Genomic DNA, 26,703 nt, shown 5'->3' with positions numbered 1-26,703 from the left:
TCACCAAGATGTCACTGTGCACGAAGCAGAAACGTGGCGGGAGAGCAGAAGGTTCCCCGTATACCGGGGTCACACACCGCTCCGGCCACAGTGAGTCAGCAATTGATGTGCAGCGCTCTCCCCGCGATCACTTTCCTCGCATCCACTGCTCCATCACCGACAGGAGGTAGTCGGGGTCGACGGGCTTGGTGACATAGTCGGAAGCACCGGAGTCGATCGCCTTCTCCCGGTCGCCCTTCATCGCCTTCGCCGTCAGCGCGATGATCGGCAGCCCCGCGAACTGCGGCATCCGCCGGATCGCCGAGGTCGTGGCGTATCCGTCCATCTCGGGCATCATGATGTCCATCAGTACGACCGTCACATCGTCGTGCTGCTCGAGGACTTCGATGCCCTCCCGCCCGTTCTCCGCGTACAGCACGGCCAGTCCGTGCTGCTCCAGCACGCTGGTGAGCGCGAAGACGTTGCGTACGTCGTCGTCCACGATGAGCACCTTCTCGCCGTGGAAGTCGTACGTCCGGGGCACCACCGGAAGTTCATCCTCCGCGCTCCCCCAGCCGTCCTCGGCCGCCACCGCGTTCGGCTGCCCCGGCACCGCCGTACGCGGCTCCAGGTCGCTCAGCGCCTTGCGCCGCCGCCGGAACAGCGCGGCCCCGCCGCCCTGCCCCGGCCCGCCCTGCTCGGCGGCCGACAGCGCCGGCCGCGCCGACTGGGGCGGCTGGGGCGGCTGGGGCGGCCCCGACGGTACGGCCGCGGGCCCGGCCGGGGCCGCCGGCAGCACCGGCCGGGCCCCGTCGAGGGACCTGCGGTACAACTCGCCGCGGCCACCGCCGGGCGTGGGCGGCGCGTACCCCTGCGGAGGCAGCTCGCTCGGGTGCAGCGGCAGGTACAGCGTGAAGGTGGACCCGCGGCCGGGCTCGCTCGCCGCGTGGATCTCCCCGCCCAGCAGCCGGGCGATCTCCCGGCTGATGGACAGGCCCAGTCCGGTGCCGCCGTACTTGCGGCTCGTCGTCCCGTCGGCCTGCTTGAACGCCTCGAAGATCACCAGCATCTTGCTCGCCGCGATCCCGATGCCCGTGTCCGTCACGGAGAACGCGATCAGATCCGCGTCCGCCTCCCGCAGCGAACCGGCTTCCAGCAGCTGCTCGCGGATCGCCGTCGGCACATCGGCCCCGGCCGGCCGGATCACCAGCTCCACCGCCCCGGTGTCGGTGAACTTCACCGCGTTCGACAGCAGGTTGCGCAGCACCTGGAGGAGCCGCTGCTCGTCGGTGTGCAAAGTGGCGGGCAGCTCCGGCGAGACCCGCACCGAGAAGTCCAGGCCCTTCTCCGCCGTCAGTGGCCGGAAGGTCGCCTCCACGTAGTCGACGAGCTGGACCAGTGCGATCCGGGTCGGCGAGACGTCCATCTTCCCGGCCTCGACCTTCGACAGGTCGAGGATGTCGTTGATCAGCTGCAGCAGGTCCGAGCCCGCGCCGTGGATGGTCTCGGCGAACTCCACCTGCTTCGGCGACAGGTTCTCGTCCGCGTTGTCGGCGAGCAGCTTGGCCAGGATCAGCAGCGAGTTGAGCGGCGTGCGCAGCTCGTGCGACATGTTCGCCAGGAACTCCGACTTGTAGCGCATCGAGACCGCGAGCTGCTCGGCACGCTCCTCCAGGACCTGCCGGGCCTCCTCGATCTCGGTGTTCTTCACCTCGATGTCCCGGTTCTGCTGGGCCAGCAGCTCGGCCTTCTCCTCCAGCTCCGCGTTGGCGGCCTGGAGGGCCTTCTGCCGGTTCTCCAGCTCGTCCGAGCGCTCGCGCAGCTGCTCGGTCATCTCCTGCGACTGCTTCAGCAGCATCTCCGTCTTGGAGTTGACGCTGATGGTGTTGACGCTCGTACCGATCATCTCGGCGATCTGGCTGAGGAAGTCCTTCTGGATCTGCGTGAACGGCGTGAACGAGGCCAGCTCGATGACGCCGAGCACCTTCCCCTCGAAGAGCACCGGCAGCACGATCACATGCGCCGGCGGTGCCTCGCCCAGCCCCGAGGAGATCTTCAGGTAGCCGGGCGGGGTGTTCTCGACGAGGATCGTCCGCTTCTCCTCGGCGACGGTCCCGATCAGTCCCTCCCCCGGCCGGAAGGCGATGGGCATCTGACCGCCCGCGTACGCGTAACTCCCGCGCATCCGCAGCTCGTACGAGCCGTCCCCGCCCCCGTCCGTACCGATCTCGGTGGAACCGCCGGTCGGCAGCGCCAGGAAGAAGGCGCCGTGCTGCGCGGAGACCACCGGAGTGAGCTCGCTCATGATCAGCGAGGCCACGTCGTCGAGCTCCCGGCGGCCCTGCATCAGGGCGGAGATCCGGGCGAGGTTGCCCTTGAGCCAGTCCTGCTCCTTGTTGGCCAAGGTGGTGTCGCGCAGGTTGACGATCATCGTGTTGATGTTGTCCTGGAGGACCTGGATCTCGCCCGCCGCGTCCACGTCGACCTTCAGGCTCAGGTCGCCCCGGGTCACCGCCGTGGCCACGGCCGCGATCGCGCGCACCTGCCGGGTGAGGTTCCCGGCCATCTCGTTCACGGACTCGGTCAGGTCCCGCCAGGTGCCGTCGACGTCCCGGACCCGGGCCTGACCGCCCAGGATGCCCTCGGTGCCCACCTCGCGGGCCACCCGCGTGACCTGGTCCGCGAACGAGGACAGCTGGTCGACCATCGTGTTGATGGTGGTCTTGAGCTCCAGGATCTCGCCCCGGGCATCGATGTCGATCTTCTTGGTCATGTCGCCCTTGGCGATGGCCGTCGTGACCATGGCGATCTGCCGCACCTGACCGGTGAGGTTGGAGGCCATGAAGTTCACCGAATCGGTGAGGTCCTTCCACGTCCCCGAGACCCCGGGCACGTGCGCCTGACCGCCCAGGCGTCCCTCCGTACCCACCTCGCGGGCCACGCGCGTGACCTCGTCGGCGAAGGAGGACAGGGTCTTCACCATCGTGTTGACCGTGTCGGCGAGCTGCGCGACCTCGCCGCGCGCCTCGACCGTGACCTTCTTCGTCAGGTCGCCGTTGGCGACCGCCGCCGAGACCTGGGAGATGTTGCGCACCTGCGAGGTCAGGTTGTTGGCCATCAGATTGACGTTGTCGGTCAGGTCCTTCCAGATGCCCGTGACCCCGCGCACCCGGGCCTGACCGCCCAGGATGCCCTCGGAGCCCACCTCGCGGGCCACCCGGGTCACCTGCTCCGCGAACGAGGACAGCTGGTCCACCATCGTGTTGACGGTGGTGACGAGTTCGAGGATCTCGCCCTTCGCGTCGACGGTGATCTTCTTGGAGAGGTCGCCCATGGCCACGGCCGTGGTCACCTCGGCGATGTTGCGCACCTGCGACGTCAGGTTGTTCGCCATGAAGTTGACGGACTGCGTGAGGTCCTTCCAGGTGCCGGAGACACCCTTGACCTCCGCCTGACCGCCGAGGATGCCCTCGGTACCCACCTCACGGGCCACCCGCGTCACCTGCTCGGCGAAGTTCGAGAGCTGGTCGACCATCGTGTTGAGGGTGTTCTTCAGCTCCAGGATCTCGCCCCGGGCGTCCACGTCGATCTTCTGCGACAGGTCGCCCCGCGCCACCGCCGTGGCCACCTGCGCGATGTTGCGGACCTGCGAGGTCAGGTTCCCGGCCATGCCGTTCACCGAGTCCGTCAGGTCACGCCATACGCCGGCCACCCCGGGTACCTGCGCCTGGCCGCCGAGCCGGCCCTCCGTACCCACGTCCCGGGCCACCCGGGTCACCTGCTCCGCGAACGCGGAGAGCTGGTCGACCATCGTGTTGATGGTGTTCTTCAGCTCCAGGATCTCGCCCCGGGCGTCCACGTCGATCTTCTGCGACAGGTCGCCCCGCGCCACCGCCGTCGTCACCTGCGCGATCTGGCGCACCTGCGAGGTCAGGTTCCCGGCCATGAAGTTGACGGAGTCGGTGAGCTCCTTCCAGGTGCCGGACACCCCCTCCACCCGGGCCTGGCCGCCGAGCCGGCCCTCCGTACCCACGTCCCGGGCCATCCGCGTCACCTGGTCGGCGAAGGAGGACAGCTGGTCCACCATGGTGTTCACGGTGTTCTTCAGCTGGAGCATCTCGCCGGAGACGTCGACCGTGACCTTCTGCGAGAGGTCGCCGTTGGCCACCGCCGTCGTCACCTGCGCGATGTTGCGCACCTGCCCGGTGAGGTTGCGGAAGGCGGTGTTCACCGAATCGGTGAGGTCCTTCCACGTCCCCGCGGCACCCGGCACCTGCGCCTGGCCGCCCAGCTCGCCCTCGACACCGACCTCACGGGCCACCCGCGTCACTTCGGCACCGAAGGACTGGAGCTGGTCCACCATCGTGTTGACGGTGTTCTTCAACTCCAGCATCTCGCCGGCCACGTCGACGGTGACCTTCTGCGACAGGTCTCCGTTGGCCACCGCGGTGGTCACCTGCGCGATGTCCCGCACCTGCGTGGTGAGGTTGCGGAAGACCGTGTTCACCGAATCGGTGAGGTCCTTCCACGTCCCTGCGGCACCCGGCACCTGCGCCTGGCCGCCGAGCAGGCCCTTGGCGCCGACCTCGCTGGCCACGCGCGTGACCTCGTCCGCGAAGGTCCGCAGGGTCTCCGTCATCTGATTGATCGTTTCGGCCAGCTGCGCCACCTCGCCGCGCGCGCTGACCCGAACCTTCTGCGACAGGTCGCCGTTCGCGACCGCCGTCGTCACCTGCGCGATCCCGCGCACCTGGGCCGTCAGGTTCCCGGCCATGGTGTTGACGGAGTCCGTCAGGTCCTTCCACACGCCCGCGACCCCGGGCACCTTCGCCTGGCCGCCCAGCTCGCCCTCCGTACCCACCTCGCGGGCGACACGGGTCACCTCGGAGGAGAAGGACGACAGCTGGTCCACCATCGTGTTCACGGTGTTCTTCAGCTGGAGCATCTCGCCGGCCACGTGCACCGTGACCTTGCGCGACAGATCGCCCTTCGCGACCGCCGTCGTGACGAGAGCGATATCACGTACCTGGGCGGTGAGCCGGTACGCCATGGTGTTGACGGAGTCGGTCAGGTCCTTCCACGAACCGGACATTCCACGCACCTGGGCCTGGCCGCCGAGCTTGCCCTCGGTACCCACCTCCAGTGCCACGCGCGTCACCTCGTCGGTGAACGCGGACAGCTGGTCGACCAGGTTGTTGACCGTGCGCCCGACCTTCAGGAACTCCCCGCGCAGCGGATGCCCCACCCCGTCGGCGGCCTGCGTCCGCAGGTCCATCCGCTGGTCCAGATCGCCCTCGGCCACCGCCGACAGCACCCGGCCCACTTCGGACACCGGCCGGGCCAGGTCGTCCACCAACTGGTTCGAGGCGTCGATCGCGGCCGCCCAGGAACCCTCGCAGGCACCCGTTTCCAGCCGTTCGCTCAGCTTGCCCTCGCGGCCCACCATCCGCCGCACCCGGGACAGTTCACCGGTCAGGTGGAGGTTGCGGTCGGCGACCTCGTTGTAGACGGCGGCGATCTCCGCCATCACGCCCTCGCCGGACACCGTCAGCCGCTTGCGGAAGTTCCCGTCCCGCATCGACACCAGGGCCGTGAGCAGCCTGTTCAGAGCGGCGGTATCGACCTCCGTCGTGCCACTGCGCCGGGGACGTCCGCCCTTCGGCCGCGTTCCCGTACGCCGCACCGCTGCGCCAGACTCCACCGTGTCCCTCCCGAAAGGGTCGACCGCTGTTCCGCCGGGCTTCGAGTGCTGCTGCCCGGCTCTTCAAGCCTGCCCAGTGTTTCACCCTGGCCGAACCCGGCCATAACACTTCGGCACCATCGCACACCCGCCGTACCCTGCGGGTGGATTCCCGGACGACGGCACCATGCCGACCGTGAAGGTAAGTAACCTGGCAACCGATGTCCAACCGCGTCGAAGGAGATTCGTGATCACGGCACGGGCGGCTGCCAGCTTCGACCCCCTCGGGCGCTCGGTCGCCGCCGCTCGCGCGTTCGTCCGCGACACCCTGCAGGGCTGGGGTTTCGCGGACATCGTCGACGACGCGGTGGTGCTCACCAGCGAGCTCGTCACCAATGCCGTGGTCCACGCCGGAACCCGGGCCGAGGTCCTGTGCCTGCGCGCCGAAGGCGGCGTACGCGTCGAGGTCGCCGACCGGTACCCGGAGCGCGAGCTCCCGCTCCGGCACCCCGACGAGCGCCCGTACGCCGACCCCGACCGCGAGAACGGCCGCGGCCTGATGCTCTGCGCCGCCCTCGCCACCCGCTGGGGCGTCGAGTACACGGCCACGCACAAGCACGTGTGGTTCCGCCTCGACCTGCCAGACCGGCCGGTCGGTACCCGCTCCGCCGGTCCGGTCGTCCCCGACCGCATGCTCCCCCTCGCCGACAGCCGGGTCCGCGTCGCCGTCCTCCAGATCGACGCCTCCGACGCCATCTCCGCCTGGAACGAGGACGCGGAGCACATCTTCGGCTACCCCGCCGAGAAGGCCCTCGGCCGCCCCCTCGCCGAACTCGCCGCCTGGCCGCAGACCCCCGGCACCGGAACCGGCATCGCCGAGGCCCTGCGCCTGTCCCGCTGGGAGGGCAGCTACGGAGTCCGCGGCTCGGACGGCCGCGTCATCCCCGTCTACGCCTCCCACCTGCGCGTCCGCGACGCCCACGGCGAGCCGTCCATCGTCTGCCTCCTCGTCCACGACGACGAGCGCGCCCTGCTCCAGACCCCCGTACGGGTCCCGGCCACCGACAGCGGCCACTTCACCGAGCCGCGCCCCGCGGACCCCTTCGAGGTCTTCATCGGCTCCCCCACCCCCGACGACCTCGACGGACTCCTCCAGCGCACCGTCGAACGCGCCCGCGACCTCCTCGACGCCGACGCCGCCTTCCTGCTGCTCGCCACCGACGACGAGACCGAGCTGGAGGTCCGCGCCACCACCGGCCTGCCCTCCACCCGCCAGCGCTTCGCCCGCGTCCCCATCGAGGCCGGCACCAACCGCTACGGCTCCGCCCGCATGCCCGCCGTCCACGACGACCTCACCGCGGTCCCCGGAGCCGTCCCGCTGCTGGAGGCCACCGGCATGCGCTCCGCCGTCACCGTTCCCCTCAAGGTGGAGGGTCGGCTCACCGGCTCCCTCGGCGTCGCCGCCGAAACCCCCGGCCGCTACACCAACGAAGAGGCGCTCCACCTCCAGTTCGCGGCCGACCGCATCGCCCTCGCCGTCGAATCCGCCCGCCTCGGCGAACTGGAACGGCTGCGCCGCGGCTCCCTCTCCTTCCTCGTCGAGGCCTCCGACCTGCTGGCCGGCACCCTCGACCGGGACCAGACCCTGGCGCTCATGGCCCAGATGACCGTCCCGACCCTCGCCACCTGGTGCGCCGTCTACACCATCGCCGACCAGTCCTCCGACCCGTACCTCTCCTACGTCCTCCACGAGGACGAGGAGCGCATCGACGGACTCAAGGCCCTGCTCTCCCGGGTCAGCCCGCCCGATCCGGTCCGCGAGGCCGGCGCCCGCCCCTGGCCCGAGGCGACCCTCGCGGTCGGCGGGGAGACGGTGGTCCTGCCCCTCCTCGCCCGCAACCGCGTGATCGGCATGCTCACGCTCGGCAAGCCGCGCGAGGAGCACTTCCGCCAGGAGATCCTGGAACTCGCCGAGGACCTCTCCCGCCGGGCCGCCCTCGCCCTCGACAACGCCCGCCTCTACTCCGAGCGCACCGCGATCAGCCGCTCCCTCCAGCGCAGCCTGCTGCCGCCCGGCTCGCCCGCCATCCCCGGCATGGAGGTGGAGGTCATCTATCGCGCCGCCGGCGAGGGCAACGAGGTGGGCGGCGACTTCTACGACGTCTTCCCGATCCGCGACGGCGCGTACGGCTTCGCCATCGGCGACGTGTGCGGTACGGGTCCCGAGGCGGCCGCCGTCACCGGCCTCGCCCGGCACGCACTGCGCCTGCTGGCCCGCGAGGGCCTCGGCGGCCCGGCCGTCCTCGAACGTCTCAACGCGGCCATCCTCGACGAGGGGGCCCGCAGCCGCTTCCTCACGCTCCTCTACGGAGAGCTCCACCCCCAGCCCGACGGCGGCGCCCTCATGAAGGTCGTCTGCGCCGGCCACCCGCTCCCGCTCCGCCTGCGCCCGAACGGCCAGGTCGACGCGGCCGCGGACCCGCAGCCCCTGCTGGGCGTGATCGAGGACCTGGACCTCTACGAGCAGACCCTCACCCTCGACCCCGGCGATGTCCTGCTCTGCGTCACCGACGGCGTGACCGAGCGCCGCGAGGGAACCCGCATGCTCGGCGACGACGGCCTCGCCGAGGTCCTCACCACCTGTACGGGCCTCACCGCGGGCGCGGTCGCCTCCCGCGTGCTGCGCGCCGTGGAACGCTTCGCAGCCGAGCCGGCCTCGGACGACATGGCCATCCTGGCCTTCCGCGTCCCGGAACAGCGCACGGGCGACTAGTCCACTAGTTCACGACGGGACCGTGGGTGGGGTCGTCGGTGTCGCTGGTGACACGTACGGGCGCGGTGCTCGGGGCGGCGGACGCCGAAGAGCACAGGGAGACGCCTCCGGAGCCCAGAGCGATCACGATGACGAGGGCGAAGCGTCGGATCCTTGCGATGGCCATGAGAGAGGCCCTTCCGCGGCTCGAGGGAACGGACTGTCCACTCCATTGCGCCCCGCGCGGCTTCCCGGGTCACGGTACGAACAGTCGGGACTTGACAACGGCCCGGAAACGCAAGAAGGCCCCCGCCAAATGGCGGGGGCCTTCTTATTTGGAGCCCTTTAACGGAATCGAACCGTTGACCTTCTCCTTACCATGGAGACGCTCTACCGACTGAGCTAAAAGGGCGGGTTGTTCGGCGGCGTCCTACTCTCCCACAGGGTCCCCCCTGCAGTACCATCGGCGCTGAAAGGCTTAGCTTCCGGGTTCGGAATGTAACCGGGCGTTTCCCTAACGCTATGACCACCGAAACACTATGAAATTTGAACGCTGGCATGAACACAGCTGTTCGTTATTTCAGAACTAACACAGTGGACGCGAGCAACTGAGGACAAGCCCTCGGCCTATTAGTACCAGTCAGCTTCACCCGTTACCGGGCTTCCACATCTGGCCTATCAACCCAGTCGTCTACTGGGAGCCTTACCCTCTCAAGGAGGTGGGAATACTCATCTTGAAGCAGGCTTCCCGCTTAGATGCTTTCAGCGGTTATCCCTCCCGAACGTAGCCAACCAGCCATGCCCTTGGCAGGACAACTGGCACACCAGAGGTTCGTCCGTCCCGGTCCTCTCGTACTAGGGACAGCCCTTCTCAATATTCCTACGCGCACAGCGGATAGGGACCGAACTGTCTCACGACGTTCTAAACCCAGCTCGCGTACCGCTTTAATGGGCGAACAGCCCAACCCTTGGGACCGACTCCAGCCCCAGGATGCGACGAGCCGACATCGAGGTGCCAAACCATCCCGTCGATATGGACTCTTGGGGAAGATCAGCCTGTTATCCCCGGGGTACCTTTTATCCGTTGAGCGACGGCGCTTCCACAAGCCACCGCCGGATCACTAGTCCCGACTTTCGTCCCTGCTCGACCCGTCGGTCTCACAGTCAAGCTCCCTTGTGCACTTACACTCAACACCTGATTGCCAACCAGGCTGAGGGAACCTTTGGGCGCCTCCGTTACCCTTTGGGAGGCAACCGCCCCAGTTAAACTACCCATCAGACACTGTCCCTGATCCGGATCACGGACCGAGGTTAGACATCCAGCACGACCAGAGTGGTATTTCAACGATGACTCCACAACCACTGGCGTGGCCGCTTCACAGTCTCCCACCTATCCTACACAAGCCGAACCGAACACCAATATCAAACTGTAGTAAAGGTCCCGGGGTCTTTCCGTCCTGCTGCGCGAAACGAGCATCTTTACTCGTAGTGCAATTTCACCGGGCCTATGGTTGAGACAGTCGAGAAGTCGTTACGCCATTCGTGCAGGTCGGAACTTACCCGACAAGGAATTTCGCTACCTTAGGATGGTTATAGTTACCACCGCCGTTTACTGGCGCTTAAGTTCTCAGCTTCGCACGCCCGAAAGCGCACTAACCGGTCCCCTTAACGTTCCAGCACCGGGCAGGCGTCAGTCCGTATACATCGCCTTACGGCTTCGCACGGACCTGTGTTTTTAGTAAACAGTCGCTTCTCGCTGGTCTCTGCGGCCACCCCCAGCTCACGGAGTAAATCCGATCACCAGTGATGGCCCCCCTTCTCCCGAAGTTACGGGGGCATTTTGCCGAGTTCCTTAACCATAGTTCACCCGAACGCCTCGGTATTCTCTACCTGACCACCTGAGTCGGTTTAGGGTACGGGCCGCCATGAAACTCGCTAGAGGCTTTTCTCGACAGCATAGGATCATCCACTTCACCACAATCGGCTCGGCATCAGGTCTCAGCCTTAATGAGGGACGGATTTGCCTACCCCTCGGCCTACACCCTTACCCCGGGACTACCACCGCCCGGGCTGGACTACCTTCCTGCGTCACCCCATCGCTTACCTACTACAAGTCTGGTTCGTCGGCTCCACCACTTTCCTTTCCCCGAAGGGTCCGGAACGGCTTCACGGACTTAGCATCGCCTGATTCGATATTGGGCGTTTCAAAGCGGGTACCGGAATATCAACCGGTTGTCCATCGACTACGCCTGTCGGCCTCGCCTTAGGTCCCGACTTACCCTGGGCAGATCAGCTTGACCCAGGAACCCTTAGTCAATCGGCGCACACGTTTCTCACGTGTGTATCGCTACTCATGCCTGCATTCTCACTCGTGAACCGTCCACAACTAGCTTCCGCTGCTGCTTCACCCGGCACACGACGCTCCCCTACCCATCACAGCGGGCGTTGGCCCTATTGCTGCAATGACACGACTTCGGCGGTACGCTTGAGCCCCGCTACATTGTCGGCGCGGAATCACTTGACCAGTGAGCTATTACGCACTCTTTCAAGGGTGGCTGCTTCTAAGCCAACCTCCTGGTTGTCTCTGCGACTCCACATCCTTTCCCACTTAGCGTACGCTTAGGGGCCTTAGTCGATGCTCTGGGCTGTTTCCCTCTCGACCATGGAGCTTATCCCCCACAGTCTCACTGCCGTGCTCTCACTTACCGGCATTCGGAGTTTGGCTAAGGTCAGTAACCCGGTAGGGCCCATCGCCTATCCAGTGCTCTACCTCCGGCAAGAAACACACGACGCTGCACCTAAATGCATTTCGGGGAGAACCAGCTATCACGGAGTTTGATTGGCCTTTCACCCCTAACCACAGGTCATCCCCCAGGTTTTCAACCCTGGTGGGTTCGGTCCTCCACGAAGTCTTACCTCCGCTTCAACCTGCCCATGGCTAGATCACTCCGCTTCGGGTCTAGAGCGTGCAACTCAATCGCCCTATTCGGACTCGCTTTCGCTACGGCTTCCCCACACGGGTTAACCTCGCTACACACCGCTAACTCGCAGGCTCATTCTTCAAAAGGCACGCAGTCACGACCGTTGCTCCGAAGAACAACGGCGACGCTCCCACGGCTTGTAGGCACACGGTTTCAGGTACTATTTCACTCCGCTCCCGCGGTACTTTTCACCATTCCCTCACGGTACTATCCGCTATCGGTCACCAGGGAATATTTAGGCTTAGCGGGTGGTCCCGCCAGATTCACACGGGATTTCTCGGGCCCCGTGCTACTTGGGAGATGAGCAAGCAAGCCGCTGATGTTTCGTCTACGGGGGTCTTACCCTCTACGCCGGACCTTTCGCATGTCCTTCGACTACATCAACGGTTTCTGACTCGCCGACCGGCCGGCAGACCGATCAAGCTCATTCCCACAACCCCGCATGCGCAACCCCTGCCGGGTATCACACGCATACGGTTTGGCCTCATCCGGTTTCGCTCGCCACTACTCCCGGAATCACGGTTGTTTTCTCTTCCTGAGGGTACTGAGATGTTTCACTTCCCCTCGTTCCCTCCACATGCCCTATGTGTTCAGGCATGGGTGACAGCCCATGACGACTGCCGGGTTTCCCCATTCGGACACCCCCGGATCAAAGCTCAGTTGGCAGCTCCCCGGGGCCTATCGCGGCCTCTCACGTCCTTCATCGGTTCCTGGTGCCAAGGCATCCACCGTGCGCCCTTAAAAACTTGGCCACAGATGCTCGCGTCCACTGTGTAGTTCTCAAACAACGACCAGCCACCCATCACCCTGCTCCCTCAAGGAGAACAAGTTCACTGGGGCCGGCACTGAAGACATGACCTCACGGCCGTACCTTCAGGACCCAACAACGTGCCAAGCATCTTCGTTCTTCCGTCTCCTCTTTCCACGCCGAAGCAGTACTCGAGAACCATCAGATCCGAAGATGCCAACTAATCAACGTTCCACCCATGAGCTGACCGTGCAGAACATTTGTCTGCAATCGGTACTGTGCTCCTTAGAAAGGAGGTGATCCAGCCGCACCTTCCGGTACGGCTACCTTGTTACGACTTCGTCCCAATCGCCAGTCCCACCTTCGACAGCTCCCTCCCTTACGGGTTGGGCCACCGGCTTCGGGTGTTACCGACTTTCGTGACGTGACGGGCGGTGTGTACAAGGCCCGGGAACGTATTCACCGCAGCAATGCTGATCTGCGATTACTAGCAACTCCGACTTCATGGGGTCGAGTTGCAGACCCCAATCCGAACTGAGACCGGCTTTTTGAGATTCGCTCCACCTTACGGTATCGCAGCTCATTGTACCGGCCATTGTAGCACGTGTGCAGCCCAAGACATAAGGGGCATGATGACTTGACGTCGTCCCCACCTTCCTCCGAGTTGACCCCGGCGGTCTCCTGTGAGTCCCCATCACCCCGAAGGGCATGCTGGCAACACAGGACAAGGGTTGCGCTCGTTGCGGGACTTAACCCAACATCTCACGACACGAGCTGACGACAGCCATGCACCACCTGTATACCGACCACAAGGGGGGCACTATCTCTAATGCTTTCCGGTATATGTCAAGCCTTGGTAAGGTTCTTCGCGTTGCGTCGAATTAAGCCACATGCTCCGCTGCTTGTGCGGGCCCCCGTCAATTCCTTTGAGTTTTAGCCTTGCGGCCGTACTCCCCAGGCGGGGAACTTAATGCGTTAGCTGCGGCACCGACGACGTGGAATGTCGCCAACACCTAGTTCCCAACGTTTACGGCGTGGACTACCAGGGTATCTAATCCTGTTCGCTCCCCACGCTTTCGCTCCTCAGCGTCAGTAATGGCCCAGAGATCCGCCTTCGCCACCGGTGTTCCTCCTGATATCTGCGCATTTCACCGCTACACCAGGAATTCCGATCTCCCCTACCACACTCTAGCTAGCCCGTATCGAATGCAGACCCGAGGTTAAGCCTCGGGCTTTCACATCCGACGTGACAAGCCGCCTACGAGCTCTTTACGCCCAATAATTCCGGACAACGCTTGCGCCCTACGTATTACCGCGGCTGCTGGCACGTAGTTAGCCGGCGCTTCTTCTGCAGGTACCGTCACTTTCGCTTCTTCCCTGCTGAAAGAGGTTTACAACCCGAAGGCCGTCATCCCTCACGCGGCGTCGCTGCATCAGGCTTTCGCCCATTGTGCAATATTCCCCACTGCTGCCTCCCGTAGGAGTCTGGGCCGTGTCTCAGTCCCAGTGTGGCCGGTCGCCCTCTCAGGCCGGCTACCCGTCGTCGCCTTGGTGGGCCATTACCCCACCAACAAGCTGATAGGCCGCGGGCTCATCCTTCACCGCCGGAGCTTTCAACCCCCGCCCATGCAGGCAGGAGTGGTATCCGGTATTAGACCCCGTTTCCAGGGCTTGTCCCAGAGTGAAGGGCAGATTGCCCACGTGTTACTCACCCGTTCGCCACTAATCCACCCCGAAGGGCTTCATCGTTCGACTTGCATGTGTTAAGCACGCCGCCAGCGTTCGTCCTGAGCCAGGATCAAACTCTCCATGAATGTTTACCCGTAATCGGGTGCACACATCACTTAGAGCGGGCACGTCATGTCGGAATAAGACCGACGCGCCACAACGTCCTCGCTGTGTAATTGCCTGCCAGCACCCGAAGGCCCGACAGGACTTTTTCAAAGGAACCTCATCCACCGAAGCGGACGGGGTATCAACTTCTGGCGTTGATTTTTGGCACGCTGTTGAGTTCTCAAGGAACGGACGCTTCCTTTGTACTCACCCGCAGCTACATTCGCTGAGGCTTTCCTCCGGGCTTTTCGTTCTGTGTTCTTGCGTTTCCGACTCTACCAGACTCTCTCGGGCCCGACTTCCTCGATGCTTTCCAGTTCCTGCGCTTTCGCGCTTTCCCTTTCCGGCGATTCCGACTCTATCAGATTCTTTCCGGGCCGTTTCCGGCTGGATTCGAATTCCGATGGCCTTCGGAGGGCCTTTCCCTTTCGGGCGGACCAGACTTTATCAGGTCTCCCCGGTCTGGATTCACACCCGCTCGCGCGAACCGTCCGGACACACGTGTGTGCCCGGATGCCGTGCGAGGTGGAGACGTAAACGTACTGGAGCGGGGCCCCCGGATGCAAATCCGGTTGCCCCGCTCCCGTTCGGCCGTTACGGCGAGGCTCAGACCTCGACGACGACCGGGAGGATCATCGGGCGGCGGCGGTAGCCGTCCGAGACCCACTTGCCCATCGTGCGGCGGATCAGCTGCTGGATCTGGTGCGGCTCGGCGACGCCGTCGGCCGCGGCGCGGGCGATGGCCTCCTCGATCTTCGGGATGACCGATCCGAAGGCCGAATCGTCGATGCCGGAGCCGCGGGCCTGGATGTTCGGGCCGCTGACGACCTTGCCCGTGCTGCTGTCCACCACGACGTAGACCGAGATGATGCCCTCGTCGCCGAGGATCTTGCGGTCCTTGAGGTGGACTTCCGTGACGTCGCCGACCGACAGGCCGTCCACGTACACGTAGCCGGCCTGGACCTTTCCGGAGATCCGGGCCTTGCCGTCGATCAGGTCGACCACCACGCCGTCCTCGGCGATGACGATGCGGTCCTTCGGGACACCCGTCATGGCACCGAGCTCGGCGTTGGCGCGCAGGTGGCGCCATTCGCCGTGCACCGGCATCAGGTTCCGCGGCTTGCAGATGTTGTAGAAGTACAGCAGCTCGCCGGCCGAGGCGTGGCCCGAGACGTGCACCTTGGCGTTGCCCTTGTGCACGACGTTGGCGCCCCAGCGGGTCAGGCCGTTGATCACGCGGTAGACCGCGTTCTCGTTGCCCGGGATCAGGGACGACGCCAGGATCACGGTGTCACCGGGGACGATCCGGATCTGGTGGTCGCGGTTGGCCATGCGGGACAGGGCCGCCATCGGCTCGCCCTGCGAACCCGTGCAGACCAGGACGACCTCGTGGGCCGGCAGGTCGTCGAGGGTCTTGACGTCCACGACGAGACCGGCCGGGACCTTCAGGTAGCCCAGGTCACGGGCGATGCCCATGTTGCGGACCATCGAGCGGCCCACGAAGGCGACCCGGCGGCCGTACTCGTGGGCGGCGTCCAGGATCTGCTGGATCCGGTGCACGTGGCTGGCGAAGCTGGCCACGATGATCCGGTTGTGGGCGTTCGCGAACACCGTGCGCAGGACGTTGGAGATCTCGCGCTCGGGCGGGACGAAGCCCGGGACCTCGGCGTTCGTCGAGTCCGAGAGGAGGAGATCGATGCCCTCTTCGCTCAGACGCGCGAAGGCGTGCAGGTCGGTGAGGCGCTTGTCCAGCGGGAGCTGGTCCATCTTGAAGTCGCCGGTGGCGACGACCAGGCCCGCGGGGGTCCGGATCGCGACGGCCAGGGCGTCGGGGATGGAGTGGTTGACCGCGATGAACTCGCAGTCGAAGGGACCGAGGCCCTCGCGCTCGCCTTCCTTCACCTCGAGGGTGTAGGGGCGGATGCGGTGCTCCTGGAGCTTCGCCTCGATGAGGGCCAGCGTCAGCTTGGAGCCGATCAGCGGGATGTCCGGCTTCTCCCGGAGGAGGTAGGGGACGGCGCCGATGTGGTCCTCGTGACCGTGCGTGAGCACGATGCCCTCGATGTCGTCGAGGCGGTCCCGGATGGACGTGAAGTCCGGCAGGATCAGGTCGATGCCCGGCTGCTCCTCCTCGGGGAAGAGGACGCCGCAGTCGACGATCAGCAGGCGACCGTCGAACTCGAAGACGGTCATGTTGCGGCCGATCTCGCCGAGACCACCCAGGGGGGTGACTCTGAGGCCGCCCTTGGGCAGCTTCGGCGGCGGACCGAGTTCCGGATGCGGATGGCTCAAAAGTGTCTCCTCACCACGCACGCCACGTACCCGGAAGGCACGTGGCGCGCATGTCATTCGTGCACTTGCTGTTGTCTGTTCTGTATTTGTTCGTCGTGCTTGTTCAGTTGTGAAGTCTGTTGTCAGAGCTGTACCCCGCCGGCGGCAAGATCGATCTTGAGCTGCGCCGTCTCTTCGGCGGTCAGTTCGATCAGCGGGAGCCGGAGCGGGCCCGCGGGCAGGCCCTGCAGGTTCAGCGCGCCCTTGGTGGTCATCACGCCCTGGGTGCGGAACATGCCGGTGAAGACCGGGAGCAGCTTCTGGTGGATCTCGGCGGCCTTCTGGACGTCTCCGCCCAGGTGGGCCTCCAGCATGGCGCGCAGCTCGGGGGTGACCACGTGGCCGACCACGGAGACGAAGCCGACCGCGCCGACCGAGAGGAGCGGCAGGTTCAGCATGTCGTCGCCCGAGTACCAGGCCAGGCCGCTCTGCGCGATGGCCCAGCTGGCGCGGCCGAGGTCGCCCTTGGCGTCCTTGTTGGCAACGATACGGGGGTGCTCGGCCAGTCGTACGAGAGTTTCCGTCTCGATCGGGACACCGCTGCGGCCGGGGATGTCGTAGAGCATGACCGGCAGCTCGGTTGCGTCCGCGATGGCCGAAAAGTGCCGGTAGAGGCCCTCCTGCGGCGGCTTGCTGTAGTACGGGGTGACGGCGAGCAGGCCGTGGGCGCCGGTGCGCTCGGCCTGGCGGGCCAGTTCCAGGGTGTGGCGGGTGTCGTTGGTACCGATGCCGGCGACCACGTGGGCGCGGTCCCCGACGGCTTCGAGTACGGCTCGTACGAGGTCGTTTTTCTCCGCGTCGGTGGTGGTCGGCGACTCACCGGTGGTGCCGTTGACGATCAGGCCGTCGTTGCCTGCGTCCACCAGGTGGACGGCGAGCTGCTGCGCGCCGTCGAGGTCGAGTGCGCCATCCGCCGTGAACGGCGTGATCATGGCGGTGAGGACCCGCCCGAAGGGGGTCTGCGGAGTCGAGATCGGAGCCATGGGTAACACGCTACTCGCTGCCATGCTCGCGGTGTCCCCTCGGGGGACGACAACGGGGTGTGCCGCCCGGCGGCGGCCGGGGGGCGATGTTGGACGCCGGCACTGCCTGCTCGGGGGTTCAAGCAGTGCCGGGTCCGTTTGATCAGCCTAGATGAAGTTTACGAAACGTCGCAATACGGACACTTGGGACTTAACGCAGCACATCTGTGCGTCGCGGGACCAACGGGCCTTACGGGGCAACGCGCCCGTTGCCGTTGTAGGCCGCGTACGTGAGCGGCATGAGCTTCGCCCAGTGCTGCTCCATCTTCTCGCCGACCATCTCGATCTCCCGCTGCGGGAAGGACGGCACGGTCGCAAGCTCGTGCTGGGTGCGCAGGCCGAGGAAGTGCATCAGCGAGCGCGCGTTGCAGGTGGCGTACATCGAGGAGAAAAGCCCGACCGGCAGGACCGAACGGGCAACCTCCCGGGCCACGCCCGCGGCGAGCATCTCCTGGTAGGCCTCGTAGGCCCGCACGTAGGAGTCCTCCATGACGCGGCCGGTCAGCTCCTGCTGCGCCTGGGTGCCCTCGACGAAGACGTACTTGCCCGGGCGGCCCTCCTGGACCAGCTTGCGCGCGGCGTCCGGAACGTAGAAGACCGGCTCCAGCTCCCTGTAGCGGCCCGATTCCTCGTTGTACGACCAGCCCACGCGGTGACGCATGAACTCGCGGAAGACGAAGATCGGGGCGCTGATGAAGAAGGTCATCGAGTTGTGCTCGAAGGGGCTGCCGTGGCGGTCGCGCATCAGATAGTTGATCAGGCCCTTGGAGCGCTCCGGGTCCTTCTGCAGCTCCTCCAGGGACTGCTCGCCGGCCGTGGAGACGCGCGCGGCCCACAGCACGTCGGAGTCGGCGGCGGAGTGCTTCACCAGCTCCACCGTCACATCACTGCGGAAGCTGGGTTTCAGATCTGAAGCGGCGGTCTCGCTCACCGGGGGTCCTTCCAAACGTGCGTTCCTGGGGCGCGCCCACTCTACGGCGCCCCTCGCGGGTCCTCGCGCAAACGCACGCGCAGGGCGGACTCACCACAGCTGACGCACAGCCATGAAATCTGGTGAATGTCCCGAAATCCGGCACCGATTGACCGGCTCGTTCGTCCTACAGGGCAGAACCCCCACCCCACCATCCCGAGGAGATTCGCTCTGATGTTCCTCCGGCGCGAAGCCGTCCCGTTCGCTTTCGTCTCCGAGGCCGACCGTTTCCGAAGCAACGTCACTCCGCCGCCGCGCGAGCGTCTGAGCCGGACCCAGATGGCCGCCCGTAGTCTGGTCGGACTGACCGTGGTTGCGGGGCTCGCCGGCTCGCTGCTCTTCGGCATGCCCGCGCTGCAGCCGAACAAGGCACCGGAGAAGTCGCAGCAGTCGGAGGCGTCTGAGGGGCGGTAGCCTCACGGGCACAGTCCAACCGAACGTGCATGTGAGTGAGGTCCAGCCGTGCCCCTGCCCTTCCTGACGGCCGACGGCGTATCCGATGCGGATGACGACGACGAGGTCCTGGCCCATGCCGACCACGACCGCTGGCGCCGTCCCTACCGGCCCGGCCCCTGGCGCGTGGCCATCGCCGCGCTGCTGCTCCTGCTGTCCGCCTTCATGCTGCTGGCCACGATGATCATCGCTTTCGCGGGTGCGTGGGGCGGGGCCGGCGTCTGCCTGGCGGCCGCCCTCGCGGTCGTCGGGTCCGCGGTGCAGACGCTGCGCGTGGGCGTGTGGGTGAGCCGCAAGGGACTGCGCCGGGTGGGCTTCTTCGTGACCCGCACAGTCAAGTGGAGCGAGATCGCCGGGGTCCGTACGGTGCAGCAGCCGGTGCGCTGGCTCGGGCTGCCGAGGACCGTACAGGGGCAGGCGCTGACGATGTCCGGGCGCGGCGGCGCGGAGCTGGCCGTGCCGGTGCTGCTGACCGACCACAACGCCGATTTCCTGTCGCGGGCCGAGGCCTTCGACCGGGCGGCCGACACGGTGGGTGCCTGGGTCGACGAGTACCGGCCCGTGCCCGCCTGATCGGCCGCAGCGCGCCCGGGAAGCCCGTACAGGTGTCAGACCTGCACGGGCTTCTTGTCGTGCAGGGCGATCGCCCGCTGCATGGCCTTGCGCGCCCGCGGGGTGTCCCGGGCGTCGTGGTAGGCGACGGCGAGCCGGAACCAGCTGCGCCAGTCCCCCGGCGCGTCCTCGGTCTCGGCCTTGCGGCGCGCGAAGACCTCGTCGGCGGAATCCCGCAGGATCCGCCCGTACGTGTCCCGCTCCAGCTCGTCGACGGGCAGTCCGCCCTCGGCCTCCAGCTCGGTCGCGAGGTGGTTGGCCCTGGTGACGAACTGCGTGTTCTTCCAGAGGAACCAGACGCCGATGACCGGCAGGATCAGCACGGCCACACCGAAGGTGACGGTGAGCCAGGTGCCGTGCTGGATCAGCATCAGGCCCCGGCTGCCGACCAGGACGAAGTAGACGACCAGGACGGCGGCCGTGAGGAAGTAGGTGATCTTCGCGCGCATCGTGAAATCAGTCCGTCAGCCCAGGTCGAGGAAGTGTTCCAGGCCGAACGTGAGGCCCGGGGTCTGCGTCACGCGGCGCACGCCGAGCAGGATGCCCGACATGAAGCTGCTGTGGTGCAGGGAGTCGTGACGGATGGTCAGGATCTCGCCCTCGCCACCGAGGAGCACCTCCTGGTGGGCCAGCAGCCCGCGCAGGCGGACGGCGTGCACCGGGACGCCGTCGACGTCCGCGCCACGGGCCCCGTCGAGGGCCGTTTCGGTGGCGTCGGGCTGCGCGCCGAGGCCGGCCTCGGCGCGGGCGGCCGCGATGAGCTGCGCCGTACGGGTCGCCGTACCGGAGGGGGCGTCGACCTTGTTGGGGTGGTGCAGCTCGACGACCTCGACGGACTCGAAGTAGCGCGCGGCCTGGGCGGCGAACTTCATGGTGAAAACGGCGCCGATGGAGAAGTTCGGGGCGATGAGCACACCGGTCTCCGGGGAGCCGGCGAGCCAGGTGTTCAGCTGGGCGAGGCGGTCCTCGGTCCAGCCGGTGGTGCCGACCACTCCGTGGATGCCGTGGCGGATGAGGAAGTCCAGGTTCCCCATCACCGAGGCCGGGGTGGTCAGCTCGACCGCGACCTGGGCGCCGGCCTCGGCCAGCGTCTCCAGCTTGTCGCCGCGGCCGAGGGCTGCCACCAGCTCCATGTCGTCGGCGGCCTCGACCGCCTTGACCGCCTCGGCGCCGATGCGGCCCTTGGCACCGAGGACTGCCACGCGCAGCTTGCTCATATTGCTTCCTCACTCACGTACGGAACTAGGCGACCGCTTCGTCGAGACGGGCGGCCTGCTTCTCCTTCAGCGGGCCGATCACCGCGAGCGAGGGCCGCTGGGCCAGTACATCCTGTGCGACCGAGCGGACGTCGTCCGGGGTCACCGCGGCGATCCGGGCCAGCATGTCGTCGACCGACATCTGGTCGCCCCAGCACAGCTCGCTCTTCCCGATGCGGTTCATGATCGCGCCGGTGTCCTCCAGGCCGAGGACGGTGGAGCCGGACAGCTGGCCGATGGCCCGCTTGATCTCCTCGTCGCCGATCCCGTCGGCCGCGACCTTGTCGAGCTCGTCGCGGCAGATCCGGAGCACGTCGTGCACCTGGTTGGGCCGGCAGCCCGCGTACACGCCGAAGAGGCCGGTGTCGGCGAAGGCCGAGGTGTACGAGTACACGCTGTAGGCGAGGCCGCGCTTCTCCCGGACCTCCTGGAAGAGCCGGGAGGACATGCCGCCGCCGAGGGCGGTGTTGAGCACGCCCAGCGCCCAGCGGCGCTCGTCGGTGCGGGCGATGCCGGGCATGCCGAGGACCACGTGGGCCTGCTCGGTCTTGCGGTTCACCAGCTCGACGCGGCCGGCGGTGCGGATGCGCTTGGCGCCGCTGCGCGGGCCGATCGGCTCGGCGTCGGTGCGGCCGAGGGCGCCGGCCTTCTCGAAGGCGGCGCGGACCTGGCGTACGACCTTGTTGTGGTCGACGTTGCCGGCGGCGGCCACGACGAGGTGGGTCGGGTCGTAGTGCTTCTTGTAGAAGCGGCGGATCCGGTCGGCGCCCAGGGCGTTGATCGTGTCGACGGTGCCGAGGACGGGGCGGCCCAGAGGGGTGTCCCCGTACATGGTCTGCGCGAACAGGTCGTGGACCATGTCGCCCGGGTCGTCCTCGGTCATCGCGATCTCTTCGAGGATGACGCCGCGCTCGGCGTCGACGTCCTCTTCGCGGATCAGCGAGCCGGTGAGCATGTCGCAGACCACGTCGATGGCGAGCGGCAGGTCCGTGTCGAGCACCCGGGCGTAGTAGCAGGTGTACTCCTTCGCCGTGAAGGCGTTCATCTCGCCGCCGACCGCGTCGATCGCGGAGGAGATGTCGAGGGCGCTGCGCTGGTGCGTGCCCTTGAAGAGGAGGTGCTCCAGGTAGTGCGTGGCGCCGTTGAGCGTGGGCGTCTCGTCACGGGAGCCGACGTGCGCCCAGATGCCGAAGGTGGCGGAGCGGACGGAGGGCAGCGTCTCGGTGACGACCCGCAGTCCGCCGGGCAGGACCGTGCGCCGGACGGTGCCGATGCCGTTCTGGCCCTTGAGGAGGGTTTGGGTACGGGCGACGGCCCGCCCCTCCGAAGAGGGGCGGGCCGTCACACGGGAACTACGCGACATCACTTGTCGGAGTCGTCCTTGTCAGCGTCATTGTCGGCGTCACCTGCAGATTCGCCGTCGATCACGGGGATCAGGGAGAGCTTGCCGCGCTGGTCGATCTCGGCGATCTCCACCTGGACCTTGGTGCCGACCGCGAGCACGTCCTCGACGTTCTCCACGCGCTTGCCACCGGCGAGCTTGCGGATCTGCGAGATGTGCAGCAGGCCGTCCTTGCCGGGCATCAGGGAGACGAAGGCACCGAAGGTGGTGGTCTTGACGACCGTACCCAGGTACCGCTCGCCGACCTCCGGCATGGTCGGGTTGGCGATGGCGTTGATCGTGGCGCGGGCGGCCTCGGCGGCCGGGCCGTCGGAGGCACCGATGTAGATGGTGCCGTCGTCCTCGATCGTGATCTCGGCGCCGGTGTCCTCCTGGATCTGGTTGATCATCTTGCCCTTGGGGCCGATGACCTCACCGATCTTGTCCACCGGGATCTTGACGGTGATGATCCGCGGGGCGAACGGGGACATCGCGTCCGGCGTGTCGATCGCTTCCATCATCACGTCGAGGATGTGGAGGCGGGCGTCGCGGGCCTGCTTGAGGGCCGCGGCCAGGACGGAGGCCGGGATGCCGTCCAGCTTGGTGTCCAGCTGGAGGGCGGTGACGAACTCCTTGGTGCCGGCGACCTTGAAGTCCATGTCGCCGAAGGCGTCCTCCGCACCGAGGATGTCGGTGAGGGCGACGTAGTGGGTCTTGCCGTCGATCTCCTGGGAGATCAGGCCCATGGCGATACCGGCGACGGGGGCCTTGAGGGGCACACCGGCGTTCAGCAGCGACATGGTGGAGGCGCAGACCGAACCCATCGACGTCGAACCGTTGGAGCCGAGGGCCTCGGACACCTGACGGATCGCGTAGGGGAACTCCTCGCGGGTCGGGAGGACCGGCACGATCGCGCGCTCGGCGAGCGCGCCGTGGCCGATCTCGCGGCGCTTCGGCGAACCGACGCGGCCGGTCTCACCGACGGAGTACGGCGGGAAGTTGTAGTTGTGCATGTAGCGCTTGCGGGTCACCGGGGAGAGGGTGTCCAGCTGCTGCTCCATGCGGAGCATGTTGAGGGTGGTGACGCCCAGGATCTGGGTCTCGCCACGCTCGAACAGCGCCGAGCCGTGCACGCGCGGGATGGCCTCGACCTCGGCGGCGAGGGTACGGATGTCCGTGAGCCCGCGGCCGTCGATGCGGACCTTGTCCTTGATGACGCGCTCGCGGACCAGGGCCTTGGTCAGGCTGCGGTAGGCGGCGGAGATCTCCTTCTCGCGGCCCTCGAAGGCCGGGAGGAGCTTCTCGGCGGCGATCTCCTTGACGCGGTCCAGCTCGGCCTCGCGGTCCTGCTTGCCCGCGATGGTCAGCGCCTGGGAGAGGTCACCCTTGACGGCGGCCGCGAGGGCCTCGTACACGTCGTCCTGGTAGTCCAGGAAGACCGGGAACTCGCCCTCGGGCTTCGCGGCCTTGGCGGCCAGGTCGGCCTGGGCCTTGCAGAGGACCTTGATGAAGGGCTTCGCGGCGTCGAGGCCGGAGGCCACGATCTCCTCGGTCGGCGCCTGGGCGCCGCCCTTGACCAGGGCGATGGTCTTCTCGGTGGCCTCGGCCTCGACCATCATGATCGCGACGTCGCCGTCCTCCAGGACGCGGCCCGCGACGACCATGTCGAAGACGGCGTCCTCGAGCTCGGTGTGCGTCGGGAAGGCCACCCACTGGCCGCGGATCAGCGCGACGCGGACGCCGCCGATCGGGCCGGAGAAGGGCAGGCCGGCCAGCTGGGTGGACGCGGAGGCAGCGTTGATCGCCACGACGTCGTACAGGTGGTCGGGGTTGAGCGCCATGATCGTCGCGACGACCTGGATCTCGTTGCGCAGGCCCTTCTTGAAGGACGGGCGCAGCGGGCGGTCGATCAGGCGGCAGGTGAGGATCGCGTCCTCGGAGGGCCGGCCCTCACGACGGAAGAAGGAGCCGGGGATCTTGCCGGCCGCGTACTGCCGCTCCTCGACGTCCACCGTCAGGGGGAAGAAGTCGAGCTGGTCCTTGGGCTTCTTCGACGCGGTGGTGGCGGACAGCACCATCGTGTCGTCGTCCAGGTAGGCAACGGCGGAGCCGGCGGCCTGGCGGGCCAGACGGCCCGTCTCGAAGCGGATGGTGCGGGTGCCGAAGGAACCGTTGTCAATGACGGCCTCGGCGTAGTGGGTCTCGTTCTCCACTAGCGTTTTCTCCATTTTCGTCGTCTCCGTCCGCCGCCCGTGTGGCGGTGGACGGTTGCGGAGAAGCGCTCCTGGCGTGCGGGCCGGTCTTCGATCGAAGCATCCGGTTCGTTGCCCCCCTGGGGCATTCCGGGTGCCACTACCGAGGACCGGCGGCGTGGGAGGGCGCTCCTCCTCTTCAGTTGTGCGCGTCTTCCTCAGACGCGCACGTGCGTCCGTTCCAGACTACAAAGGGTCCGGTCCGGTGCGCACGTACAGCAAAGGGAGCGGCCCCCTGATGTGGGAACCGCTCCCTTCACGGCGTGTTACTTGGCGCCGGCCGCACCGCGGCGGATGCCGAGGCGCTCGACCAGCGTACGGAAGCGCTGGATGTCCTTCTTGGCCAGGTACTGCAGCAGGCGGCGACGCTGGCCGACCAGGATCAGCAGACCACGACGGGAGTGGTGGTCGTGCTTGTGCGTCTTGAGGTGCTCGGTCAGGTCCGAGATGCGGCGGGAGAGCATCGCAACCTGGACCTCGGGGGAGCCGGTGTCGCCCTCCTTGGCACCGAACTCGGTGATGATCTGCTTCTTCGTAGCGGCGTCGAGCGGCACGCGTACTCCTCGTTTTAGGTCTTCGTTGCCACCGAGTGCCCCAGGTCTGAGTCTCTGGGGAGCTTCCGTAACTCGGGAGGCGGGGTCCGCTGAGCGCAGTCCACAGACCCTTGGGAAGGAATCCGGGGGACGCGTACACAAACGGCCGTCACACAGCGTACCAGGCTGCCGGGACGCGGCGTCTCAGCTGGTGAGAGCGCGGGCCCGGGAGTAAACGTCCAGCACGGCCAGGGTCAGGGGGACCAGGCTGAGCAGGACCGCCGCCTCGGTGAGGTCGAGCAGCCTTCCCCAGAAGGGTGACAGACCCTTGCTCGGGATGACAAGCGCAATTCCCGCGAGGAGGGCCGCGCCGGCCGCGACGGCGGCGGTCAGCCAGATCGTACGGAGGTCCAGGCCACTGCGGTCCTGCTCGAGGACCAGGGCCTCGATCAGGTCGACCGGCGGGTGCAGGGCCATGCCCAGGATCAGCAGGGCGATGGCGGCGAGACCGGCGGCGAGGGCGCACACCACCTGGGAGGTGTAGCGGAAGAGGCGGGCGCGCAGCAGCATGGCGAGGCCGGTGGCGAGGGCCAGCAGGCGGCCCCAGGTGTTGTCGGAGAAGCCGAGGACGGCGGCGGACGCGACGGCGACGGCGGCGCAGCCGCCGACCAGGCCGAGGAGCATCTCGTGGCCGCGGCGGGCCTGGGCGGCGATCGCCTCGGCGTCGAGCGGGGTGCCGGCCGCCTCGTGCTGGTCGGAGCCGGACTGGTCACCGTACGGCTCGGTCTCGTAGCGGTCCGGGGTCTCCGCATAGTCGGTGTACTCATCCGTGGCGCTCTGCGGGGCGGCGTAGCCGATCGGCAGCCGGGCGAAGCGGGCGGAGAGGCCCGGGAGGAAGGCGACGAGCCCGATGGCGACGGGGGCGCAGGCGGCGGCGGTGTGGGTCGCGGACGCCTCGGTGGCGATGGCGACGAAGGTGGCGAGCGTTCCGGTGGCGGCGACGAAGGTGGCCGCGACGAAGGGGGCGTCGCCACTGGGGGTGAGCGCGACCAGCGCGACGGAGGCGACCAGGACGCAGACGCAGCCGAGCAGGAACTGGAGCCGGCCGGGGCCCTCGCCGACGGCGGGGGCGGTGATCCCGGAGCCGGCGATCAGCAGGTGCGGGAGGGCTCCGAGGCCGAGGGCCACGGCGGAGAGGCGGTCGCGGTAGACGCGGGCCCGGACCCCGGCCACGGCGGTGAGCAGGACGCCGACGGCCCCGGCGATGATCCCGGGCAGCCCGTGCATGTCGTGGCGGACCGGGTCCGCGTACCAGAGGACGAAGCCGAGCATGACGAGCAGCAGGGCGGCGCCGGCCAGGCCCGCGCCGCGCAGCATGTCGTCGCTCCAGCGGTGCCGGTCGCGGACGACGGCGGAGGCGACGGCGTCGGACACGTCGTCGAACACCGCGGGCGGCAGGGACTCGGCGAAGGGGCGCAGGCTCAGCACCTCGCCGTCGAGGATCTGCTGGGCGGCGAGGGTGCGGGCTCCGTCGAGGACGGTGCCGGAGCGGCGTACGAGGTGGAAGCCGGTCGGGGCGCCCACGGGCTGGGTCTGTCCGGTGAGGCGAAGCAGCTCGGGATAGACGTCGGCGACGGCGATGTCCTCGGGGAGGGCGACGTCGATCCGGCTGTCAGGAGCCACGACGGTGACCCTGCAGAACCCCGTCGTTGCGGCCGTACTCACCTGTGTGACCCCCCTGGTTGGTGCCCGCACCGGCGGACGATTCGCGGATGCGCATGCTGCGCGCGCCACCCTACCGGGCGTCTGCCCTACTGTCGGCAAGTAGGATCACCGTCGCGTGGGGGAACCCCCTTCGCGCCCGGGACTTGGGGGCGCCGGTTATGACGTCCCGTCCGTTTTCGAGGGATTGATGCTCCG

At 67.0% G+C, this 26,703-nt stretch carries 14 protein-coding genes, 1 tRNA gene and 3 rRNA genes; 3 read left to right on the top strand and 15 right to left on the bottom strand.

All coding sequences use genetic code 11. From position 1 onward, the window contains the following. Positions 1-127 precede the first annotated feature (127 nt). Positions 128-5,680 carry a HAMP domain-containing protein gene (locus OG332_RS32300; protein ID WP_327416752.1) on the bottom strand — a complete coding sequence of 1,851 codons (5,553 nt, stop codon included), beginning with the start codon at positions 5,678-5,680 and terminating at the stop codon, positions 128-130. A gap of 166 nt (positions 5,681-5,846) precedes the next feature. Here OG332_RS32300 and OG332_RS32295 point away from each other — a divergent pair, with 166 nt between their 5' ends. Further along, positions 5,847-8,432 (top strand): SpoIIE family protein phosphatase, encoded by a 2,586-nt coding sequence (locus OG332_RS32295; RefSeq protein ID WP_327416751.1) that lies wholly within the window; start codon positions 5,847-5,849, stop codon positions 8,430-8,432. Positions 8,433-8,436: 4 nt separating this feature from the next. On the opposite strand, the gene OG332_RS32290 is transcribed toward OG332_RS32295, so the two are convergent. From OG332_RS32290 to thyX, 8 genes are all read right to left on the bottom strand, one after another. Continuing rightward, a complete protein-coding gene (locus tag OG332_RS32290) occupies positions 8,437-8,598 on the bottom strand; it encodes a hypothetical protein (protein WP_327416750.1) in 162 nt (53 codons plus the stop codon). A 149-nt stretch (positions 8,599-8,747) separates the two neighbouring features. Further along, positions 8,748-8,823: transfer RNA gene (locus OG332_RS32285), tRNA-Thr, on the bottom strand. Between the two features lie 5 nt (positions 8,824-8,828). Continuing rightward, positions 8,829-8,945, bottom strand: a 5S ribosomal RNA gene (rrf, locus tag OG332_RS32280). Positions 8,946-9,021: 76 nt separating this feature from the next. Beyond that, a 23S ribosomal RNA gene (locus OG332_RS32275) occupies positions 9,022-12,144 on the bottom strand. Positions 12,145-12,429: 285 nt separating this feature from the next. Further along, a 16S ribosomal RNA gene (locus OG332_RS32270) occupies positions 12,430-13,954 on the bottom strand. Together the 16S, 23S and 5S rRNA genes with 1 tRNA gene alongside form the textbook arrangement of a ribosomal RNA operon. A gap of 625 nt (positions 13,955-14,579) precedes the next feature. Continuing rightward, a complete protein-coding gene (locus OG332_RS32265; RefSeq protein ID WP_327416749.1) occupies positions 14,580-16,265 on the bottom strand; it encodes a ribonuclease J in 1,686 nt (561 codons plus the stop codon). A gap of 122 nt (positions 16,266-16,387) precedes the next feature. Further along, the gene (gene dapA / locus OG332_RS32260) at positions 16,388-17,287 is read right to left on the bottom strand and encodes a 4-hydroxy-tetrahydrodipicolinate synthase (RefSeq protein WP_327416748.1); all 900 of its coding nucleotides are present in this window, start codon (positions 17,285-17,287) and stop codon (positions 16,388-16,390) included. A gap of 229 nt (positions 17,288-17,516) precedes the next feature. Then, positions 17,517-18,257, bottom strand: coding sequence for an FAD-dependent thymidylate synthase (gene thyX / locus OG332_RS32255; RefSeq protein WP_327416747.1), 741 nt, complete (start codon positions 18,255-18,257; stop codon positions 17,517-17,519). A gap of 213 nt (positions 18,258-18,470) precedes the next feature. Here thyX and OG332_RS32250 point away from each other — a divergent pair, with 213 nt between their 5' ends. Both OG332_RS32250 and OG332_RS32245 read left to right on the top strand, forming a co-directional pair. Continuing rightward, positions 18,471-18,710 carry a hypothetical protein gene (locus OG332_RS32250; RefSeq protein ID WP_327416746.1) on the top strand — a complete coding sequence of 80 codons (240 nt, stop codon included), beginning with the start codon at positions 18,471-18,473 and terminating at the stop codon, positions 18,708-18,710. A gap of 48 nt (positions 18,711-18,758) precedes the next feature. Then, positions 18,759-19,322, top strand: a complete 564-nt coding sequence (locus tag OG332_RS32245; RefSeq protein WP_327416745.1) for a PH domain-containing protein — start codon at positions 18,759-18,761, stop codon at positions 19,320-19,322. A 35-nt stretch (positions 19,323-19,357) separates the two neighbouring features. Here OG332_RS32245 and OG332_RS32240 read toward each other — a convergent pair whose 3' ends face one another. The 6 genes from OG332_RS32240 to eccD form a co-directional block, all read right to left on the bottom strand. Next, complete coding sequence (locus tag OG332_RS32240) at positions 19,358-19,810, bottom strand: hypothetical protein (RefSeq protein ID WP_327416744.1); 453 nt, start codon at positions 19,808-19,810, stop codon at positions 19,358-19,360. Positions 19,811-19,825: 15 nt separating this feature from the next. After that, a complete protein-coding gene (gene dapB, locus OG332_RS32235) occupies positions 19,826-20,578 on the bottom strand; it encodes a 4-hydroxy-tetrahydrodipicolinate reductase (RefSeq protein ID WP_327416743.1) in 753 nt (250 codons plus the stop codon). A 25-nt stretch (positions 20,579-20,603) separates the two neighbouring features. After that, positions 20,604-21,983 (bottom strand): M16 family metallopeptidase, encoded by a 1,380-nt coding sequence (locus tag OG332_RS32230; RefSeq protein WP_327416742.1) that lies wholly within the window; start codon positions 21,981-21,983, stop codon positions 20,604-20,606. Beyond that, positions 21,980-24,211 carry a polyribonucleotide nucleotidyltransferase gene (locus tag OG332_RS32225; RefSeq protein ID WP_327419446.1) on the bottom strand — a complete coding sequence of 744 codons (2,232 nt, stop codon included), beginning with the start codon at positions 24,209-24,211 and terminating at the stop codon, positions 21,980-21,982. Before OG332_RS32225 ends, OG332_RS32230 begins: the two co-directional genes overlap by 4 nt. Positions 24,212-24,516: 305 nt before the next feature. Next, positions 24,517-24,804: a 30S ribosomal protein S15 gene (gene rpsO, locus OG332_RS32220; RefSeq protein WP_030011220.1), complete on the bottom strand. Its 288-nt coding sequence runs from the start codon at positions 24,802-24,804 to the stop codon at positions 24,517-24,519. 183 nt (positions 24,805-24,987) lie between these two features. Further along, complete coding sequence (gene eccD, locus OG332_RS32215; RefSeq protein WP_327416741.1) at positions 24,988-26,508, bottom strand: type VII secretion integral membrane protein EccD; 1,521 nt, start codon at positions 26,506-26,508, stop codon at positions 24,988-24,990. Between the last annotated feature and the right edge of the window lie 195 nt (positions 26,509-26,703).

Source organism: Streptomyces sp. NBC_01233, from assembly GCF_035989305.1.
Classification (GTDB): domain Bacteria; phylum Actinomycetota; class Actinomycetes; order Streptomycetales; family Streptomycetaceae; genus Streptomyces.
This window is presented reverse-complemented; position numbering and strand designations above follow the sequence as displayed.

Bases quoted from the DNA above. Each gene is read 5' to 3' on its own strand.
- OG332_RS32290 (WP_327416750.1), bottom strand. From the start codon at position 8,598: ATGGCCATCGCAAGGATCCGACGCTTCGCCCTCGTCATCGTGATCGCT.
- OG332_RS32295 (WP_327416751.1), top strand. From the start codon at position 5,847: ATGCCGACCGTGAAGGTAAGTAACCTGGCAACCGATGTCCAACCGCGT.
- dapB (WP_327416743.1), bottom strand. From the start codon at position 20,578: ATGAGCAAGCTGCGCGTGGCAGTCCTCGGTGCCAAGGGCCGCATCGGC.
- OG332_RS32250 (WP_327416746.1), top strand. From the start codon at position 18,471: ATGTTCCTCCGGCGCGAAGCCGTCCCGTTCGCTTTCGTCTCCGAGGCC.
- OG332_RS32240 (WP_327416744.1), bottom strand. From the start codon at position 19,810: ATGCGCGCGAAGATCACCTACTTCCTCACGGCCGCCGTCCTGGTCGTC.
- dapA (WP_327416748.1), bottom strand. From the start codon at position 17,287: ATGGCTCCGATCTCGACTCCGCAGACCCCCTTCGGGCGGGTCCTCACC.